Genomic DNA, 16,543 nt, shown 5'->3' on the forward strand with positions numbered 1-16,543 from the left:
TTTTGCAAAAAGTATAGCATATCGCCTGGCGGCGGTCCAGAGAAATTTCAGCTTGCGTTATAACGACGAACCGGAAGGGAAGCTAGGGACAAAAAAATGCCGTTCCAGAGGAACGGCCAGAGTTCGGCCGCCGGCGGGTAACCGGCGGCTTGGGAGAGGAGAAACCGGAGGAAGAGCTCATGGGGGAGGGTTAATAAAATAACCCTAAGCTCTTCATGGTAAATCTGGAAATCAGATTTACCAGTTATTATTATGACTGTCGTTAGGGAGGTTTATACATATCCGGGAAAAATTTTTTACATAGTAACTTGGATAGTGGAAGGTAAAGGGGCATTTCATGCTATAATAACTTCAGCGAGGGAATTTTATGGTAAGAATAATTGCCGGCCAGGCTCGCGGCCTCCGCTTGCGTACCCCAAAGGGCCGCAGTACTCGACCTACAAGTGACCGGGTGCGGGAGGCCTTGTTCAGCATCCTGGGATCAGGGGTTATTGACAGCCTGTTCCTGGATCTTTTTGCCGGATCGGGAGCGGTGGGGCTGGAAGCTTTGAGCCGCGGGGCCAGGGAGGCCGTTTTTGTAGAAAATAACCGTCAGGCCCTGGCATGCCTGGCTGCCAACCTGGCCGCAACTGGCTTTAAAGATAAGGCCCAAATCATAGCCGCTGATGCCCGCCGGGCCCTGGCAGAATTGAGAGGGCGCGGCCTGGCCTTTGACCTAATTTATATCGATCCACCTTATCGGCAGGGATGGGGTGATATAATCTTGCCGGCAGTTGTTCCTTTGCTGTCACTGGATGGCCTGGCCGTCCTGGAAACGGCAACTTCTGAAGCAGCGCCGGAAACAGCCGATATGGTATTGATGGCCAGGAGGGTTTATGGTGATACAGCTTTAAATTTCTATCAAAGGGCAGGAGGGCATACTGATGGAGTTCATGACCCTGATTGAGGAAATGGAAAAATTGATCGAAAAGAGTCCCCATATTCCCCTGACAGGCAGGGTTTTTCTTGATGGTGACCTGTTCCTTGATTACCTGGACCGGTTGCGGACGGTATTACCCGAGGAAGTGCGCCAGGCCCAGTGGATACGCCAGGAGAAGGAGCGTTTACTGGAAGAAGCCCGCCTGAAGGCCCAGAACCTCCTGGCCGAAGCGGAGAAGCGGGCAGAAATGATGGCCGGGGAAAACGAGCTGGTCCGTAAAGCCAGGGCCCAGGCCAGCGAAATTATGGCCCGGGCTCAGCGCCTGGCGGAAGAAATGAAGGCTGGAGCTTTAAGTTATGCCGACGGCCTTTTGGGCCAGCTGGAGGCGAGCTTAAATCAGGCCCTGACCCAGGTGCGCCAGGGCCGCCAGGAACTCCAGGCCTATCCGGCCGGAGGAAGTGCGGGCCGGGAAGTGGCGGCAACAACGCCAGACAAGACAGAGGCTCAGGACCGCCGGTAAAGGAAGTAGCGAGCGCTCAGCGCTAGCCCGGCCAGGAGAAAAAGGACGGTCATCAGGATAAAGGCAAATCCTGTATAGTGTAACCACAATGTAAACCATGGTGCCCTGGGGACCATGGTTATTTCCGGGGCCAGCAAGAGCAGGACGGGCCGGGCCGGCCCCTGGCAGAGCCGGACCAGCGCGGCAGCCAGAAAGCCGTGAAGGAGGCGGGCAACGATAAATGGACCCAGGCGTAGATCAGTATGGCTGACCATGGCCGCCACCTGGCCGAGTATAGAGAGCCCGGCCCAGCCCATAATAAGGCTGATGGCCACCAGCTGCTCGGTTATCGGGATGGCTGCTTCGCTGGCAAATTTAGCGCCCATGGTCATTTCAAAGAGGCCGGCAGCCAGGGCCGGGGATGCCTCCCGGCTTAAACCGAACGGACTGCCGGCATAAAGAAGGATTCTAGCCAGGGGTTCCAGCAAACCCAGGATGGTGGCTACCTGGATGATGACGCTAAATAAGATAATAAAACCGCCAATGGTAATCAGGGTCTGGAAGGAACGGCTGACGGCATCTCCCAGGAGCTGCCCCAGGGGCCGGCCGTCCCTCTGCTGGGCCTGGAGCATGGCCTGCCAGGCCCGCCGGGGTAAAGCCAGGAGGGGGTAGCTTGCCGGCGGGGAGGCCGGTTGCCGGCGGCCGTAAAAGCGAAACAGGATACCCAGGCAGAAGTTGGCCCCGTAATGGGCGCCGGCCAGGACTGGCCCCAGGGCCGGGCTTTGGAGCATGCCTACGGCCACGGCTCCCAGCATAAAGAGGGGGCTGGCATTGTTGGTAAAGCAAATTAACCTTTCCCCTTCAACCCTGGTGACCAGGCCCTGCTGGCGCAACTGGGCTGTAAGCATGGCACTGATGGGGGAACCGGAAGTGTACCCCATAGCCATGATAAAGGCGCCGCTTCCCGGTACATTAAAAAGGGGCCGCATAACCGGTTCCAGGAGTACCCCGAGGAAATGGACAATACCCAGCCCCATGAAAAGCTGGGATATAATAAAGAAAGGGAGAAGAGCCGGAACGACAATTTCCCACCAGGCCTTAAGGCCGCGCAGGGCTGACTGAAAAACCGGCTGGGGGAATAAGATAATGGCCAGGGCCAGGACCATCACGGCGACGACGGTCAGGAGGGGTCCCAGTCCCCTGGTAATGATAAGTACCTGGTGGCGCACGGGGGTCACCTCAAAGGGACATCCTGTTATGCAATATACGCGGCAGCCGGTGTTTTAGAAGTAAAGTTTGTCGCATAGATCGAAAACTATGTGCAAACTTTAACAAGAGCATTGACTTTTGCAGCTTAAAAGTATTATTGTAGTTAATGGGCAATATTTGCAGGAGGTACTTTAATACATGAAGATTTTAGTTTTAAACTGTGGTAGTTCTTCAGTTAAATACCAGCTTTTTGATATGGCCCATGAGGCGGTCCTGGCTCGGGGGCTGGTGGAAAGAATTGGTATTCCTGGTTCAGTCCTGACCCACCGCCCGGCCGGCAAAGATAAACTGGTGCGCGAAGCAGAGATTCCTGATCACAAGGTGGCCATACGCCTTTGCTTGGAAGCTTTAACCGATCCTCAATATGGCGTCATAAAGGATTATAAGGAAATAGGGGCAGTGGGGCACCGGATTGTTCATGGTGGTACCTTTCCCCATTCCGTCCTGGTTGATGCTTCCACGAAAAAAGCCATTGGCGAATTAGAAGCGCTGGCTCCATTACATAATGGTCCAGCCCTCCGGGGGATTGAAGCCTGTGAAGCTATCCTGCCTCATACTCCTCAGGTAGCCGTCTTTGATACGGCCTTTCATCAAAGCATGCCACCTCATGCATATACCTACAGCCTTCCTTATGAACTCTGCCAGCGCCATCATATCCGGCGCTATGGATTTCATGGTACCTCCCATAAATACGTGGCTTTGCGGGCAGCCAATCTCGTTAACAAACCTCTGGCAGAACTAAAAGTAATTACCTGCCACCTAGGTAATGGCTCTAGTATTACCGCTATCAAAGATGGCAAATCGTGGGATACCAGTATGGGCTTTACTCCCCTGGCGGGCCTAACCATGGGTACCCGCTGCGGCGATATTGACCCGGCCATTGTTACCTTCCTCATGGAAAAGGAAGGTTTTACGCCGGCTGATATGGACCGCCTCATGAACCGCCAGTCAGGTGTGCTGGGCGTTTCCGGGGTGAGCAGCGATTTCCGGGATATTGAAGCCGCCATGGCCGAGGGCAATGAGCGTGCTCGCCTGGCGTGGGATATCTTTGTCCATACCGCGAAAAAATACATTGGTGCCTATGCGGCTGTTTTAAACGGCCTTGATGTCCTGGTGTTTACGGCCGGGTTGGGAGAAAATTCTCCTGCGGTCCGGGAAGCCATCTGCCGGGATATGGATTACCTGGGGATCAAGATCGATCCCGAAGAAAACCAGGTTCGGGGCCAGGAAAGGGAAATTACCGCCCCCGGGGCCAGGGTACGCACCTTTGTTATTCCCACCAACGAAGAATTAATGATCGCCCGAGAAACCATGGCCCTTGTCCAGGCCGGTTGACACCCGGCCGGCCTTTCCGGTATAATCTACACGGTGAATGTGGTGAAAATTGGCGTTAGCGATTTAAAAGCCAGGCCGGGCGGCGAACTCGAATTTAAAGCCCAGGAAAAGTGGTCCTATTTAGCTACAGCTACCGGCAACATACCTATCGTAGCACCGGTACGTGTGGGCGGTACGGTTACCAATACCGGGAAGATCCTGCTTGTTAAAGGACAGGTAGCCACCACCCTGGAATTAACCTGTGATCGCTGCCTGGAGAAGTACAGGTATCCCGTAGTGGCAGCCCTGGAAGAAGAATATGCCGGGGCGGCCGCAGTTCAAACCGTGGCTGGAGAAGAAGGGGAGCCTATTGAAGTGCGGCCCCTGGAAGGAGATTTTATCGACTTAAAGCCGGCGATAGAAGAAGCCCTTATCCTGGCGCTGCCCATGAAATGGCTTTGCCGGGAAAGCTGCCGGGGCCTGTGTCCCCATTGCGGCCAGAATTTAAATGAGGGACAGTGCCAGTGCGATACCCGGCCAGTAGACCCGCGCCTGGCTGTATTAGGAGAATTGCTACGCAAAAGGGAAGGAGAGAACTAGCTTGGGAGTACCGAAAAGAAGAGTTTCCAAGGCCCGGAAAAATAAACGCCGCTCCATCTGGAGCCAGATGACCCCTCCCTCCTTGGTGGAATGTCCCCAGTGCCACCAGTTAAAGCTCAACCACCGGGTCTGCCCCAGGTGTGGTTACTACAAGGGGCGGGAAGTTATCAAAGTAGCAGAGCAATAAAATTTTTGATAAACGGCAGCCGGCAGTTATTGCCGGTTTTTTTTGCTTGCATAAATCTGCCATGACCGTTATACTAATACTATGGCCTGGTAATATTATTTGGTACCAGGTATGAGGTGAGATTTTTGGTGCGCCGGAAAGGCAACAAGGAAGAGCGCCAGGAGGCCCTGCGCCGCTACCTGCGCAACAACCCTTTCGCCACCGATGAAGAGCTGGCGGAAAAATTTAAAGTCAGCATACCCACCATACGCCTTGACCGCCTGGCCCTGGGGATCCCCGAGGTCCGGGAGCGCATCATGGCCATGGCCCGGGAAGCCAGGTCGCGGATGCGGGGAGTGACGGCGGAAGAGCTGGTGGGTGATCTGGTGGAACTGCAACCGGGAATAATGGGCATTTCTATCCTGGAGGTCACCCCCCAGATGCTGGTTCAGCCGGCCGGCGTTGCCCGCGGCCATTATCTTTTTGCCCAGGCCCATTCCCTGGCCCTGGCGACGGTTGGCGCCGAGGTCGTCCTTACCAGCAGCGCCAGGGTGCGCTACCGGCGGCCGGTATATGCCGGCGAGAGGGTTATTGCCAGGGCCATGGTCAAGGTTAAAAAGGATTCAACCTGCCTGGTATCAGTTCATTCCCGGGTTAATGGGGAGATTGTCTTTAAAGGCCAGTTTATAATTATAACTCCGGAGAATATAAAAGGAAGCCAGCGTGAGGCGCCGACAATCTAATACGGAGGCGGGACTGATTGCAAATAGCCGTTGATGCTATGGGGGGCGATCATGCTCCCGGGGAAATTGTCCGGGGAGCGGTGGCCGCTGCCAGGGAAAAGATAGCCGATATTATCCTGGTAGGAGATAAAAGGCGGTTGGAACCGGAACTTAACCCCTTACATCCCCCCGCCAATTTAGAAATTGTCCATACCGAACAGGTTGTGGCCATGGATGAACAGCCGGCCCTGGCATTGAGGCGCAAGCGGGAAGCGTCAATAATAGTCGCTACCCGTCTGGTCAAGGAAGGGCGGGCGGCAGCCGTTGTCTCGGCGGGTAGTACCGGGGCCCAGATGGCAGCAGCCCTCCTGATTTTAGGCCGCAGCGGCAAAATCCAGCGACCGGCCATTGCCACCATTATCCCTACCCTAAAAGGGCCCAAACTTTTACTCGACGCCGGGGCGAATGTCGACTGCCGGCCCGAACACCTCTATGAGTTTGCTTTAATGGGTAATGTTTATGCGGCCAGGGTAATGGGTATCCGCGAGCCCCGGGTGGGACTGCTCAATATCGGCACCGAAGCTTGCAAGGGAAATGAACAGACCCTGGGAGCTTATAACCTGTTAAAGGATGCGCCCTTAAACTTTATCGGCAATATTGAAGGCCGGGATATTTTAGCCGGCGACACGGATGTCATCGTCTGCGACGGGTTTGTAGGTAATGTTCTGTTGAAATTTGGTGAAGGGATGGCCCAGGTCCTCTTTACCATGATCGGTCGGGAAATTAAAAACAGCTTCCGGGCCAGGCTCGGGGCGGCTCTGGTATTACCTGCTTTACGAGGCTTGAAAAAACAAGTGGATTATACCGAATACGGCGGTGCTCCCCTCCTGGGCGTCCAGGGCGTTAGCATCATCTGCCACGGTAGTTCCAACGCCCGGGCCATAAAAAACGCCATCAAGGTCGCCGTTCGCTGTGTCGAACAGGGACTGGTAACAGGTTTGGGGCAGTTACCGGGTTTGAGCGGTGACGGGGAGGTAGTTAAATGCCAGCCCTATTAAGGCCCGTCGGTATTGTCGGGACGGGGTCCTGCCTGCCGGAACGCGTCCTGACCAATACCGAACTGGAGCAGATGGTGGATACAAGCGATGAATGGATTCGCACCCGGACCGGTATCCGGGAACGGCGGATAGCAGATCAGGATACAGCTGCTTCCGACCTGGCCGTCCCGGCGGCGGCAAAAGCCCTGGCCATGGCCGGGCTACCGGCAGAAGCTGTGGATTTAATTATTGTTGCTACCGTAACTCCTGATACCCTTTTTCCGGCTACGGCCTGCCTGGTTCAGGAGCGCCTGGGAGTTAAGGGCGCCGCCGCCTTTGACCTTTCAGCCGGCTGTAGCGGTTTTATCTATGCCCTGGCAGCCGCCAGCCAGTTTATAGCTACCGGGGTTTACCAGACGGCCCTGGTGATCGGTGTCGAGATTCTGAGTAAGATTATCAACTGGCAGGACCGCAGTACCTGCGTCCTCTTTGGGGACGGCGCCGGCGCTGTTGTCCTTAGGGCCGTGCCGCCGGGGGAAGGCATCCTGGGCCTGCACCTGGGAGCCGACGGCAGCGGGGGTTCCCTTCTCACCCTCCCGGCGGGGGGATCGCGCCTGCCGGCCAGTTCCAGTACCGTCGAGAAGCATCTGCATACCATCCATATGAACGGGCCGGAAGTGTTCAAATTTGCTGTACGGGTCATGGGAGAGGCTTCCCTGAAGGCCCTGGAGCAGGCGGGTTTAAGAAAAGAAGAGGTAGACTTTTTGATTCCCCACCAGGCCAACATGCGCATTATCGAAGCAGCCACCAAACGCCTGGGCCTGGCGCGGGAGAAGGTTTACGTCAATCTAGACCGTTATGGTAATATGTCCAGCGCTTCCATCCCGGTGGCCCTGGATGAAGCCTGCCGGGAAGGCAGGCTAAAGCGCGGCGATAAAGTAGTGCTGGTGGCCTTTGGCGCCGGCCTCACGTGGGGGGCCGCCGTATTGAGTTGGAGCCTGACAAGCCCGGAAAGGAGTTGAGTTTTATGCTGCGGACTGCCCTTTGCGATCTCCTGGGGATTTCCTATCCCATTATCCAGGGCGGTATGGCCTGGGTAGCTACCGGCGAGCTGGCGGCAGCAGTTTCCGCGGCCGGTGGTCTGGGGATTATTGGTGCCGGCAATGCGCCGCCGGAAGCAGTACGCCAGGAAATTCGCAAGGTACGGGAACGGACGGATCGTCCCTTCGGCGTTAATATTTACTATATGTCGCCCTATGTGGAAGAACTCATTGATCTGGTCTGCGCCGAAAAGGTGCCGGTGGTTACTACCGGTGCCGGCAATCCCGGCAAACACCTGCCCAAATTAAAGGCCGCCGGCGTTAAAGTAATCCCGGTAGTAGCTTCCGTGGCCCTGGCGAAAAGGCTGGAACGGCTGGGGGTGGATGCCCTGGTAGCCGAAGGCATGGAGTGCGGCGGCCATATCGGGGAAATCGCCACCATGCCCCTGGTGCCCCAGATTGTTGATGCCGTACATATTCCCGTAATTGCCGCCGGCGGTATTGCCGACGGCCGCGGCCTGGCGGCAGCCCTGGCCCTGGGGGCGGCCGGCGTACAGATGGGGACCCGCTTTATCTGCACCGAGGAGTGTACCGTCCATCCTAATTATAAAGAGGCCGTCTTAAAGGCCGGGGACCGGGACGCCGTCGTTACCGGCATGCCGGGGCACTATGTCCGGGTGCTGAAAAATAAATTAACCCGACAGTTTGAAGAGCTGGCCGCCAGGGGTGCCTCCTGGGAAGAGATGGACCGCCTGGGTGCCGGCAAGCTCCGGGCGGCGGTCGAAGGCGATGCGGAGTACGGCTCCCTCATGGCCGGCCAGAGTGCGGCCCTGGTGCGGGAAATCAAACCCGCAGCGGCGATAATTGAAGAAGTAATGGCGGAAGCAGAAGCGATCATCTCCCGCCTCGGCAAGCTGGTGAGGTAAAAATATCTTCGGAGGAGTTCTTTATGTCAGGCATAGTCTTTGTCTTCCCCGGCCAGGGGTCCCAGTATGTAGGTATGGGGCAGGAGCTGGCCGAACGGTATCCTGAGGCAGCTGCCGTCTTTCAAGAAGCGGAAGCCGCCCTGGGGTGGCCGGTGGATAAACTCTGCTTTACAGGGCCGGCGGAAGAACTCACCCGGACGGAAAACACCCAGCCGGCAGTGCTTACGGTAAGCATTGCCTGCTACCGCGTCCTGGAGGCCCACGGGCTCAAGCCCGGGGCAGTAGCCGGCCACAGCCTGGGGGAGTACAGCGCCCTGGTGGCAGCCGGCAGCCTTACCTTTAGCGAAGCAGTCAAGCTGGTGGCCAAACGGGCGCAGCTAATGGCCACGGCTGTACCGGCCGGCCGGGGCGGTATGGTGGCCGTGCTGGGCCTGGAAGCAGAAAAAGTAGCCGCCCTTTGCCGGCAGGTAAAGGAAGGCATAGCCGAAGCGGCGAACTTCAACGCCCCGGGCCAGGTGGTAGTTGCCGGTGACCGCGAGGGGCTTGCGGCCCTATCTTCCCTGGCTAAAGAAGCAGGAGCTAAAAGGGTAGTACCCCTCCAGGTGAGCGGCCCCTTCCATTCCAGCCTGATGGCACCGGCCGCCCGGGAACTGGCCGCTGTTTTAAACCAGGTTCCCCTGGCCGATCCCCTGGTGCCCCTGGTAAGCAATGTAACGGCCGGCTATGTTTACACAGCAGCCCAGGTCAGGGAGAATCTGATTAAGCAGGTAGCCAGCCCGGTGCGCTGGGAGGAGAGTATCCGCCGCCTGCTGGCCGATGGTTACCGCACTTTTATCGAAGTAGGACCGGGCAATGTTTTAAGCGGGCTCATCAAGCGCATCGACCGCCAGGCTACCATCAGCCAGGTAGAAAATATTCAGACGCTGGATAAAACCCTTGCTTTACTTCAGGAGGCTAAATAAAATGGAATTGCAGGATCAGGTAGCAATTGTCACCGGAGCCTCCCGGGGGATAGGCCGGGCTACGGCCCTGCGTCTGGCCAGGGCCGGTGCCAGGGTGGTGGTCAATTATGTCCACCAGGCTGAGGCGGCGGCAGAGGTAGTGGCCGCTATCGAGGAGGGCGGTGGCCAGGCCATTGCCGTTGCCGCTGATGTGGGCGATTACGAAGCGGCCAGGAATTTAATCCAGGCAGCCCTGGATCATTTCGGCCGGCTGGATATCCTGGTCAACAATGCCGGTATAGCCCGGGATAACCTGGCGGCCCGCTTGAAACCGGAAGATTGGGCTGCCGTTCTCCAGACCAACCTGACCGGAGTTTTCAATTGCTGCCAGGCCGCCTTGAAGCCAATGCTCCGCCAGCGCCAGGGACGGATTATTAACCTGACTTCGGTCGTAGGCTTGCGCGGTAATGCCGGCCAGGTGAATTATGCCGCAGCCAAGGCCGGGATTATCGGTTTTACCAAATCACTGGCTAAAGAGGTGGCCTCGCGGGGCATCCTGGTCAATGCCGTCGCTCCGGGTTTTATCACTACGGAAATGACAGCGGCTTTAAACGAGGCGGCCCGGGAAGAATTTTACCGCCATATACCCCTGGGGCGCCCCGGCGAGCCGGAGGAAGTAGCCGAGGTAATTTTTTTCCTGGCTTCGCCAGGGGCCAGGTATATTACCGGTCAGGTGCTTACTGTTGACGGGGGGTTAACTCTGGCCCTGTAAGCAGGTTTAACCAAGGGAAGGAGGTGAGGCCAGTGGAGGTTTTTGAAAAGATCAGGGCTATTGTGGCTGAACAGCTCGGGGTCGAGGAAGACGAAATTACGATGGAAACTTCCTTTGAAGATTTAAATGCCGATTCCCTGGATATCGTAGAACTTATCATGGCCCTGGAAGAGGAATTTGACCTGGAAATTCCCGACGAAGATGCTGAAAAGCTGACGACAGTAGGGGCCGCGGTAGCCTATATTAAAGAACATACCAGCAAGTAAAACCTGAAAAGGAAGTCCCGTGCTTCAACGGGACTTCCCCTTAGAATGGGGGATAGCTTTGCAAAAGCGTGTCGTCATAACCGGCCTGGGAGCCATCACCCCCGTGGGTACCGGAAAAGATAAATTCTGGCAAGCCCTGGTGGCGGGACAGCCGGGCATTGGCCCCATTACCCGCTTTGATGCCGGGGAAATGGCCGTCCGTTTTGCCGGTGAAGTAAAAGATTTTGACCCGGGAGCCTTCTTTGATCGCAAAGAAGCCCGGCGCATGGATCGTTTTACCCAATATGCGGTAGCTGCAGCCCGCATGGCGGTAGAAGACGCAAAGCTCGACCTGGAAAAGGAGGACCGGGACCGGATAGGGGTTATCTTTGCCACGGGTATCGGTGGTATGGAAACCTTTGAAGAACAAACCCGGGTTCTCCTGGAAAAAGGCCCCAACCGGGTCAGCCCCTTTTTTGTCCCTATGATGATCGCCAATATGGCCGCCGGACAAATATCTATTAATTTAGGTGTCCGCGGGGTAAACTTTACGGTAGTCAATGCCTGCGCTTCCGGGGCCAATGCCATCGGCGAGGCCTTCCGCACCCTGCAGCGGGGCGATGCTGATGTAATTATCACCGGTGGCAGCGAGGCCAGTGTAACACCCCTGACCGTGGCCGGCTTTGCTGCCATGAAGGCGCTGTCTACCCGCAATGAAGAGCCGGAAAAGGCCAGCCGCCCCTTTGACCGCGGCCGGGACGGCTTTGTCCTGGGCGAGGGCGCGGGGGTAATGGTCCTGGAAACCCTGGAACATGCTGCAGCCCGGGGCGCCCGCATCTACGCGGAAGTGGCCGGCTATGGTTGCACGGCTGATGCCTATCATATTACGGCTCCGGCCCCCGATGGAGCAGCGGCCAGCCGCGCCATGGCCCTGGCCCTCCAGGATGCAGGTTTGCAGCCGGCGGATATCGATTACATCAATGCCCACGGTACTTCTACCGAGCTCAACGACCGCCAGGAAACCCTGGCCATTAAAAAAGTCTTTGGTGACCATGCCTACCGGCTGGCCATTAGTTCGACCAAGTCAATGACGGGCCATCTCCTGGGGGCTGCCGGGGCCATTGAGCTGGTGGCAACGGCTCTGACCGTTTACACCGGTGTCATCCCACCGACCATTAATTATGAAGAGCCCGACCCCGACTGCGACCTGGACTATGTACCCAATGTAGCCAGGGAGCGGCAGGTTAGCGCGGCTATTTCCAATTCCTTTGGCTTCGGTGGTCATAACGTCGCCGTCGTACTGCGCAAACTTTAGCAATGGTGGCCCCCATAGTGTCTGGGCGATGGTTTTTGCGAATAAGGCAGGGTAAAAAGATTGGATAACAAAAGACGGGAGCAACTGCAGCAGTTTTTACACCGTTTTCACCTGGACATTGACGGACTGGAAGGTCTAAATACGGCCCTGACCCATCCGACCTACGCCTATGAACACCAGCTGCCCCACGACAACCAGCGGCTGGAGTTCCTGGGCGACGCCGTCCTGGGGCTGGTGATTACTTCCTATCTTTACGGGGAATTTCCCCACCTCCCGGAAGGGGATTTGACCCGCATGCGGGCGGCCATTGTCTGTGAGGCGAGTCTTGCTAAAGTTGCCCGGCAGATCGAACTGGGTGAATTGCTCCTTCTGGGGCAGGGAGAAGAAAACAGCGGCGGCCGCCAGCGCTCTTCCAACCTGGCCGATGCCCTGGAAGCAGTGATTGGGAGCCTCTACCTGGCCGGGGGGTTAAAAACGGCTCGGGATTTTATCCTGCAGATTTTTACCCCTGCCCTGGAGGTACTTAAAGATACCAGCGTCATTGACAGCAAGTCGGCCCTGCAGGAGTTGATCCAGAAGCGGGGACCGGACAATGTGACCTATAAAATTCTGGAAGAATGGGGGCCGGACCACGCCAAGCACTATAAGGCCGGCGTATTTTTCCAGAACCGCCTCCTGGCTACCGGCGAAGGGAGCAGCAAGAAAGAGGCCGAACAGGAAGCCGCCCGGGCCGCCCTGGCATTAATAAAGATCCAGGGATAATTTGCAATTTAATTTTTTCAGTTCATTCTTTCAGGAAGGAATTGGTGGCTCTTATGGCGAATAACATAGAGGTTCAAAGGGCGGTAAAGACAGGGAGGAGGAAGCAATGGAGGTCCTAAAGGTTTCGGCCCAGTCCAATCCTAAAGCCGTAGCTGGAGCCCTGGCAGCCGTATTCCGTCAATACGGCAAGGCCGAAGTCCAGGCCGTTGGGGCAGGAGCTGTTAACCAGGCCGTCAAGGCCATAGCCATTGCCCGGGGTTTTATTGCCCCCAATGGTATCGACCTGGTAATGATTCCTGCTTTTACCGAAATTAATATCAATGGTGAAGAAAGAACCGCAATTAAATTTATTGTCGAACCCCGCTAAAGGGTCACGGCAAACTGCTCTCCGAGCAGTTTTCTTTATTTATTTTTGGAGGCCGAAATGAATCTTAAAGTTGTGGAGATCCAGGGTTTCAAGACCTTTGTTGACCGGGTTAAACTGGAGTTTGGCCCCGGTTTAACGGCCATTGTCGGGCCTAACGGCAGCGGCAAAAGCAACATTGTCGATGCCATTCTCTGGGTCCTGGGCGAACAGAGCGCCAGGACTTTACGCGGGGCGCGCATGGACGACGTGATCTTCGCCGGTAGTGAAAAACGACGGCCGGTGGGTATGGCGGAAGTAACTTTACACCTCGATAACAGCGACGGCAGCCTGCCCCTGGCGTACCAGGAAATAGCCGTTACCCGGCGTTTTTTTCGTTCCGGCGAGGGCGAGTATTATATCAACAAAGTTCCCTGCCGGTTGCGGGATATCCAGGAGCTGTTCTTAGACACCGGTTCCGGCCGGGGGAGCCTGGCCATTGTCGGCCAGGGCCGCCTGGAAGAGATCCTCTCCGCCCGGCCGGAGGAGCGGCGGGCGGTGCTCGAGGAGGCGGCCGGTATTGCCCGCTACCGCTGGCGCAAAAAAGAAGCGGAGCAGCGCCTGGAAAGTGTCGAGCAAGATTTATTACGCTTACATGATTTAATCGCTGAGCTAAAGGAACAGCTGGGGCCGGCGGCGGCCGAAGCGGTCCGGGCGCGACGTTACCAGAAGTTAAGCCGGATTTTAAGCCTCGTGGAATTGCTCCTCAAGGCCGGGGAAATGGAAGAAACCAGGCGCCGCCACCGGCGCAGCCAGGAACGTTTACAGGCCCTGGCGGCCGCCCTGGAGGAAATAAAGGCTTCAGAACAGCAGCTCCAGGCAAAAGCCAGGGAACTGCAGGAACAGCAGCAGAGGTACCTGGCCGAGAGGCAACATTACCAGCAAGAACTCCAAAGTTTAAGGGAACGGCTGGTCAGTACCCGGGGGGAAATAAGCCTGGTCCGGGAAAAGCTGGCCGAACTGGCCCGGCAGCAGGAGGAAGATTCTAACCGGCAGCGGCAGCTGGAGGAGGAAAAAGCCGGTTTAGCAGCCGCCCTGGCCGCGCTGACCCGGGAAAGGGAGGAGAACAATCAGGAGCAAGCCCGGCTGGAGCAGGAGATAATAAAAGGCCGGGAGAAACAGGAAAAACTCCAGGCGGAAGCCCGGGAGCTGGCCGCAGCGATAGAAAAAGTAAGGAACAACCTCTATCAAGTAGCCCATGAACGGACCGGCTGTCATAATGAACTGGTGCGCCTGGAGGAAAAGCGGGCGGCTATAGAACGGCTATCAGAGCACAAACGGCGCCAGCTCCAGGAATGGCAACAGGAAAGGGAGCACTTACTGGATCACCTGCGAGCCGGGCAGGAAGAACTGCAGCAGCTGGAAGAGGAATTAAAAAGGCTGGAAGAGAAAAAAGCCGGCCTGGAAATGGAGGTGCAGCTAAAGGAGGAAGAACTCGCCGCCTGCGAAAAGGAACTGGCCGGCTGGAAAGAACGTCAACGTGCCCTGGCCGTACAATTAAAGGTTTTACGTCAATCCCAGGCCGACTATGAAGGTTTCGCCGAAGGCGTGAAGTTTATCCTGCAAGCCAGGAGCAGGGGCGAGGCTGCCTGTGCCGGTGTCCTGGGAGTAGTGGTGGAAAAGCTGGCGGTACCGGCCGAACTCACCCGGGCCGTAGAAGTAGCCCTGGGCGGGGCGGCCCAGCAGGTCCTGGTACGGACGGCGGCCGAAGCGGAAGCAGTTATCCAGTTCCTTAAAGCCCGGGGCCGGGGGCGGGTCACTATCTTACCCCTGGCCTGGCTGGAGCCGCGCCGGTGGCCGGCCTGGGCCGGTTGGGTTTTAAAAGAGCCCGGCGTCCTGGGGATAGCGGCCAATCTTGTCCAGTGCGAGGCGGAAATACGACCGGCGGTGGAATACCTCCTCGGACAGGTCCTGATCGTAGCCGACATCCGCCGCGCCCTGGCCCTGGGGGAGCGCCTGCGGCCGCCCGTGCGTCTGGTCACCCTGGAAGGGGAAGTAATCCAGCCCCGAGGACCTGTAACGGGCGGGGTGGCCAGGCAGCAGGGCGGTTATCTCCAGCGGCGCCTGGCTATCCAGCAGGGTGAGGCCGAACTGGCCAACCTGGCAAACAGAATAAAGCAGGCCCGGGAGCAGCAGGAAGAGCTGCAAAAAACGCTGGCCGGGAACCGGCAGGAGTACCACCAGGTGACGGAAGGGCTTCTTACCTGCCGGGGCCGGCTCCATAATCTACTGCAGCGCCTGAGCGAGCGGAAAGAAGACCTGGCCCGCCTGGAAGAAAAGATTGCTGTCCTTGAGGAAGAGCTGGCCCAGAGCACCGGCGGTTCCCTGGACCTGGGCAAAGAGCGGGCGGAAAAGCAAGAGCTTCTGGAACGGCTGGCAGACCTGGAAGGCCAGTTAAACCTCCAGTTGAGCGGCCTCCAGGAACGAGCGGCGGCTTGCCAGCAGCAGATCGCTTCCTGCCGGCAGGAACTGGCAGTCAATGAAGCCCGCCTCCAGGCATTGGTCAACGCCCGGGAACAGTTAAATCTCCGGGAAAGGGAACTGGCCCGGCAGCAGGAAAAATGGCAGCGGCAACAGGAAGAACTGGCTGCCCGCAGGGCGCCGGCAGCTGCCCTGGAAAATGACCTTAGAGCCAACCTGGAAAAGCTGGCCGGGGAAGAAGACCGGCTCCAGGAGGCCTGCCGGCAGGCCATGGCAATATTGACACGCCTGGAAGATGAAACCTCTGCCCGGGTTGGCAGGCAGGAAGAACTGGCCCGGGAACTGGAAAGGCTACAGGCGCAGAAAGATAAAACGCTCGCCCGCCGGCAGCAGGAAGAGATCAATTTAGCCCGCCTGGAAACGACCATGGCCGCCGGTCTCGCCGAGCTGGAGGAACGCTTTGGTCCCCAATGGGAAGCGGAATTGCAAAAACCCCGGCCTCACCTGCAAAAAAGAGCGGCGGCTGTACGGGAACTCATAAAGGAAAGGCTGGTAAGCTTAGGGGAAGTTAACCCCGGAGCCATTGAGGCTTACGAACGCTTAAAGGCCCGTGTTGATGAACTGGAGCAACAGAAAAAGGACCTGGAGGAAGGCCGGGCGGCCCTGCACCAGGTAATTAACGAGATGGAACGATTAATGGCCCGGCAGCTCAAAGCCACCCTGGCTGCCGTCCAGGAACACTTTGCCGCCATCTTCCAGGAACTTTTCGATGGCGGTGAAGCCCGCCTGGAGCTGACCGGCAGCCAGGATATCCTGACTGCCGGCCTGGAGATCGTTGCCCGGCCGCCGGGCAAGAAGCCCCAGCACCTGGCCCTTCTCTCGGGCGGGGAAAAGGCCCTGACGGTGGTAGCCTTTATCTTCGCTCTGTTAAAGGTCAAACCCAGCGCTTTTTGTATCTTTGATGAGGTGGACACGGCCCTGGATGAAGCCAATGTGGAGCGCTTTGCCCGGCTGTTGCGCCAGTTTGCCGCCCGGACCCAGTTTATCGTCATCACCCACCGCCAGGGCACTATGGCCGCTGCCGACGTCCTTTACGGTGTGACCATGACGGAACAAGGCGTCTCCCGCCTCGTTTCGGTACGGCTGGAGCAACTGCCGGCCTGATGTCACAAAACCTCCCCCGGCGGTGTTA

At 57.3% G+C, this 16,543-nt stretch carries 17 protein-coding genes; 16 read left to right on the forward strand and 1 reads right to left on the reverse strand.

Translation table 11 applies throughout. The annotated features are described in order from the left end of the window. The first annotated feature begins 367 nt into the window (after window positions 1–367). Both rsmD and E308F_RS06900 read left to right on the forward strand, forming a co-directional pair. Complete coding sequence (gene rsmD / locus E308F_RS06895) at window positions 368–946, forward strand: 16S rRNA (guanine(966)-N(2))-methyltransferase RsmD (protein WP_141264227.1); 579 nt, start codon at window positions 368–370, stop codon at window positions 944–946. Continuing rightward, window positions 924–1,439, forward strand: a complete 516-nt coding sequence (locus tag E308F_RS06900) for an ATPase (protein ID WP_141264228.1) — start codon at window positions 924–926, stop codon at window positions 1,437–1,439. The genes rsmD and E308F_RS06900 overlap by 23 nt, the downstream gene beginning before the upstream one ends. Here the strand turns inward: E308F_RS06900 and ylbJ are convergent. After that, window positions 1,424–2,656, reverse strand: a complete 1,233-nt coding sequence (gene ylbJ / locus E308F_RS06905) for a sporulation integral membrane protein YlbJ (protein ID WP_172613872.1) — start codon at window positions 2,654–2,656, stop codon at window positions 1,424–1,426. The genes E308F_RS06900 and ylbJ overlap by 16 nt on opposite strands. A gap of 169 nt (window positions 2,657–2,825) precedes the next feature. Here ylbJ and E308F_RS06910 point away from each other — a divergent pair, with 169 nt between their 5' ends. The 14 genes from E308F_RS06910 to smc all read left to right on the forward strand — a co-directional run bounded on the left by E308F_RS06910 (window position 2,826) and on the right by smc (window position 16,515). Further along, the gene (locus E308F_RS06910; protein ID WP_141264229.1) at window positions 2,826–4,022 is read left to right on the forward strand and encodes an acetate/propionate family kinase; all 1,197 of its coding nucleotides are present in this window, start codon (window positions 2,826–2,828) and stop codon (window positions 4,020–4,022) included. A gap of 33 nt (window positions 4,023–4,055) precedes the next feature. After that, complete coding sequence (locus tag E308F_RS06915; protein ID WP_172613366.1) at window positions 4,056–4,601, forward strand: YceD family protein; 546 nt, start codon at window positions 4,056–4,058, stop codon at window positions 4,599–4,601. Window position 4,602: 1 nt separating this feature from the next. Continuing rightward, window positions 4,603–4,788, forward strand: a complete 186-nt coding sequence (gene rpmF, locus E308F_RS06920; protein WP_141264230.1) for a 50S ribosomal protein L32 — start codon at window positions 4,603–4,605, stop codon at window positions 4,786–4,788. A gap of 128 nt (window positions 4,789–4,916) precedes the next feature. Beyond that, window positions 4,917–5,510: a transcription factor FapR gene (fapR, locus tag E308F_RS06925; protein WP_253256519.1), complete on the forward strand. Its 594-nt coding sequence runs from the start codon at window positions 4,917–4,919 to the stop codon at window positions 5,508–5,510. Window positions 5,511–5,527: 17 nt separating this feature from the next. Beyond that, entirely contained in the window at window positions 5,528–6,547 is a 1,020-nt protein-coding gene (gene plsX, locus E308F_RS06930) for a phosphate acyltransferase PlsX (RefSeq protein WP_141264232.1), read from the forward strand. Continuing rightward, the gene (locus tag E308F_RS06935; RefSeq protein ID WP_141264233.1) at window positions 6,532–7,548 is read left to right on the forward strand and encodes a beta-ketoacyl-ACP synthase III; all 1,017 of its coding nucleotides are present in this window, start codon (window positions 6,532–6,534) and stop codon (window positions 7,546–7,548) included. The genes plsX and E308F_RS06935 overlap by 16 nt, the downstream gene beginning before the upstream one ends. Before the next feature lie 5 nt (window positions 7,549–7,553). Beyond that, complete coding sequence (gene fabK / locus E308F_RS06940) at window positions 7,554–8,492, forward strand: enoyl-[acyl-carrier-protein] reductase FabK (RefSeq protein WP_141264234.1); 939 nt, start codon at window positions 7,554–7,556, stop codon at window positions 8,490–8,492. A 23-nt stretch (window positions 8,493–8,515) separates the two neighbouring features. Then, window positions 8,516–9,454, forward strand: a complete 939-nt coding sequence (fabD, locus tag E308F_RS06945) for an ACP S-malonyltransferase (RefSeq protein ID WP_141264235.1) — start codon at window positions 8,516–8,518, stop codon at window positions 9,452–9,454. Window position 9,455: 1 nt separating this feature from the next. Continuing rightward, complete coding sequence (gene fabG / locus E308F_RS06950; protein ID WP_141264236.1) at window positions 9,456–10,205, forward strand: 3-oxoacyl-[acyl-carrier-protein] reductase; 750 nt, start codon at window positions 9,456–9,458, stop codon at window positions 10,203–10,205. A 32-nt stretch (window positions 10,206–10,237) separates the two neighbouring features. After that, complete coding sequence (acpP, locus tag E308F_RS06955; RefSeq protein ID WP_062282528.1) at window positions 10,238–10,471, forward strand: acyl carrier protein; 234 nt, start codon at window positions 10,238–10,240, stop codon at window positions 10,469–10,471. 58 nt (window positions 10,472–10,529) lie between these two features. Then, window positions 10,530–11,765, forward strand: a complete 1,236-nt coding sequence (fabF, locus tag E308F_RS06960; protein ID WP_141264238.1) for a beta-ketoacyl-ACP synthase II — start codon at window positions 10,530–10,532, stop codon at window positions 11,763–11,765. Window positions 11,766–11,825: 60 nt separating this feature from the next. Then, entirely contained in the window at window positions 11,826–12,527 is a 702-nt protein-coding gene (gene rnc, locus E308F_RS06965; RefSeq protein ID WP_141264239.1) for a ribonuclease III, read from the forward strand. Window positions 12,528–12,633: 106 nt separating this feature from the next. Next, window positions 12,634–12,894 (forward strand): stage V sporulation protein S, encoded by a 261-nt coding sequence (locus E308F_RS06970; protein WP_141264240.1) that lies wholly within the window; start codon window positions 12,634–12,636, stop codon window positions 12,892–12,894. Between the two features lie 57 nt (window positions 12,895–12,951). Beyond that, window positions 12,952–16,515, forward strand: a complete 3,564-nt coding sequence (smc, locus tag E308F_RS06975; RefSeq protein ID WP_141264241.1) for a chromosome segregation protein SMC — start codon at window positions 12,952–12,954, stop codon at window positions 16,513–16,515. Window positions 16,516–16,543: the final 28 nt, after the last annotated feature.

This window comes from Moorella sp. E308F (assembly GCF_006538365.1).
In the GTDB taxonomy this organism is placed as follows: Bacteria; Bacillota; DSM-521; order Neomoorellales; family Neomoorellaceae; genus Neomoorella.